The sequence below is a fragment of the Romboutsia weinsteinii genome (assembly GCF_002250835.2).
In the GTDB taxonomy this organism is placed as follows: Bacteria; Bacillota; Clostridia; order Peptostreptococcales; family Peptostreptococcaceae; genus Romboutsia_A; species Romboutsia_A weinsteinii.
Genome location: NZ_NOJY02000128.1, coordinates 1 through 2037 on the forward strand (window position 1 = coordinate 1; position 2037 = coordinate 2037).

Annotated in this window: 4 protein-coding genes; 1 reads left to right on the forward strand and 3 read right to left on the reverse strand. The window is 28.8% G+C overall.

The window, feature by feature from the left end:
• The coding region (locus CHL78_RS20930; protein WP_158540745.1) for a hypothetical protein at positions 1-240 on the forward strand (240 nt) is incomplete at its 5' end.
• A 61-nt stretch (positions 241-301) separates the two neighbouring features.
• Here CHL78_RS20930 and CHL78_RS20015 read toward each other — a convergent pair.
• The 3 genes from CHL78_RS20015 to CHL78_RS20025 all read right to left on the reverse strand — a co-directional run.
• A complete protein-coding gene (locus CHL78_RS20015) occupies positions 302-724 on the reverse strand; it encodes a cytidine deaminase (RefSeq protein ID WP_116041764.1) in 423 nt (140 codons plus the stop codon).
• A gap of 183 nt (positions 725-907) precedes the next feature.
• Entirely contained in the window at positions 908-1450 is a 543-nt protein-coding gene (locus tag CHL78_RS20020; RefSeq protein WP_116041766.1) for a hypothetical protein, read from the reverse strand.
• A 242-nt stretch (positions 1451-1692) separates the two neighbouring features.
• The coding region (locus CHL78_RS20025; RefSeq protein WP_147295872.1) for a rubrerythrin family protein at positions 1693-2037 on the reverse strand (345 nt) is incomplete at its 5' end.

Consider the following 2037-nt stretch of genomic DNA (forward strand, 5'->3'; position numbering starts at 1 on the left):
TCTCTATACTTATCAAAGAACCTAAAATTCACAAAGATGCACCCTGTATCAGGTAAAAACTATTATTCTATAATAAGCGACCCTGATTTTAGAGGTATGTGTGATAGTTTATTTGAAAAACTATGGAATGATAAAAAAGATATTGTCCTAGACAATAAACAAGAGATTCTCGAAAGAATATCAAAATCAATAAGCTATACTAAAATCATTAGTGAAAATTTTGGAGAAAATATAAATTAAATTATAGTTTAATTAAAATAAGAAAGCATTGTATCTTTTATGTAGATACAATGCTTTTAACTTACTCTAAATCTTTTCCTGTAAATCCTAATGGTAATAATTCTTCTAAAGTATATTCCTTATATTCATCTCTACTCTTAGCAAGATATATTTTAAAGTCCTTTGCACTACAGAACTCTGCTATTACTTGTCTACATACTCCACAAGGTGCACAGTAGTCGCCTTCGCCTTCTTTAAGATCTCCCTTATTTCCAACTATTGCTATAGCTGTAAATTCTTTTTGTCCTTCTGAAACAGCCTTAAATATTGCTGTTCTCTCTGCACAGTTTGTTGGTGTAAAAGCTGCATTTTCTATATTACAACCTTGATATATCTTTCCATTTGTACCAAGTATAGCTGCTCCTACCTTAAATCCTGAGTATGGAACATAAGCAAACGATTGAGCTTCGAAAGCTTTTTCAACTAATAATTTTGCATCTATCATAAATTTCACCTAATCCTCTCTATCGAAAATATTATCATTTATATTATACACTAAATCAAGTATTCCCATAAATGGATTATTATTATAACATTAATATTTATAAATGTACATAATATAACCGATAAAACCTAAATGTTTTATACTATAAAATTTTAGATGGTTCAGTATTTAATTGTACACCATCTACTGAAAAATATCCGTATCCTCTATTTTTCCAATTATTAGCATCTTGAAATCTTCATCAACTTTGACTACCCATTTGTTATTGACCTTATTTAACTTTATTACACCTACTCGTTCTTCTAGCTTACCAGAATCAATCTTATCCATAAGGCATTCTAGATCATCTTTATCCTCATAACATATATTATTTATCTTATCAGCAAGTATTTCTGTTAAAGCCGTTCTAATATTAATACCTGTAAGTTTAATATTAATAGTATCAAAATCCTTTTCAATCTTTTCTGATAGTATTTCTATGTCCAATTTAGACATAAATAAACTTACCACTTCATCCATTGTATCGGATAATCCATCTGTGGATTCAACTTCTTTTTCTAAAAACTTTATAGTATCTATCAGGTAATTGTTTATCTCTTGATTTTCCCCTGCTTTTACTTTATCAAAATAACTTATTATTGTATCACTTGCACTTTTATTTGAACATCCTGTGAGCATAAGTAATGTAATAACAAGTATGCTAAACAGTTTAATTTTACTATTCATAGTTCTCTCCCTAGTATCTCAGATTAATTTATTCGGTATATAAAAGAATAACATATGATAGATACTTAATTAAAGATTATTATTTTAAGGTTCGCTACACTAATTTTCAATTATATAATTTAGGTTCAAAAATATCATAATACCAGGTGAATTATTTTCTAATTATATGAAGTTCAATACTTTTAGATATAATTAAATGCCTTACAATTAAAAAGTAGGAGCATCATAGCTCCTACTTTTATCTAAAACTTTTCAGATTTCACTTCAAAAAATGCCTTCGAATGAGCACATACTGGACATATCTCTAATGCCTTGCTTCCTCTATGTGTATGTCCACAGTTCATACATCTCCATTCTATTTCTTCCTCTTTTTCAAAAACTTTATTTTCTTGCAAATTTTTAAGTAGCTCTAAATATCTCTCTTCATGCTGTTTCTCTATCCTACCTACTTCTCTAAATAAAAATGCTATTTTTCTAAATCCTTCTTCTTCAGCATCCTTTGCAAATTGCTCATACATTTCAACCCACTCATAATGCTCTCCACTTGCAGCATCCTTTAAGTTATCCTCAGTACTCGGTATACCATC

Excerpts from the sequence above, each read along its gene's own strand:
- CHL78_RS20015 (WP_116041764.1), bottom strand. The coding sequence starts at position 724 with ATGATAGATGCAAAATTATTAGTTGAAAAAGCTTTCGAAGCTCAATCG.
- CHL78_RS20020 (WP_116041766.1), bottom strand. The coding sequence starts at position 1,450 with ATGAATAGTAAAATTAAACTGTTTAGCATACTTGTTATTACATTACTT.